1 protein-coding gene is annotated in these 262 nt (G+C 61.8%); it reads right to left on the bottom strand.

What is annotated here, in order from left to right; translation table 11 throughout:
* Window positions 1-248 (bottom strand): hypothetical protein (locus tag BN358_RS25520; RefSeq protein ID WP_157593451.1); only part of this gene is annotated, 248 nt, incomplete at its 3' end.
* Window positions 249-262: the final 14 nt, after the last annotated feature.

Here is a 262-nt window from a genome sequence, read left to right as displayed (position 1 = left end):
AGGTCGCGAACGAAGTCGGCGCTGGTCCAGTCGCCGAACTGGGTCGACTTGTTGTTCGGACGCGCTGTCGGACAGGCGACGATCGTGACCACCTTCTTGCCGGAGGCCTCGATCTGGTACGGGATGCCCTGGCTGTAGGGCAGCAGGTCCGGGGAGAACGAGTACCACAGACAGGTGAGCAGGCAGAAGTAGACATAGTCGAAGCCGTAGGGGTAGCCGTCCAGGGTGTTGCTGTACTTGCCGACCATCAGGTCCGTCTCCT

Source organism: Sedimentibacter sp. B4 (genome assembly GCF_000309315.1).
Taxonomy (GTDB): Bacteria; Bacillota; Clostridia; order Tissierellales; family Sedimentibacteraceae; genus Sedimentibacter; species Sedimentibacter saalensis.
Note: the sequence above shows the minus strand (reverse complement) of the source record. Positions and strands in the feature narration are given on the sequence as shown.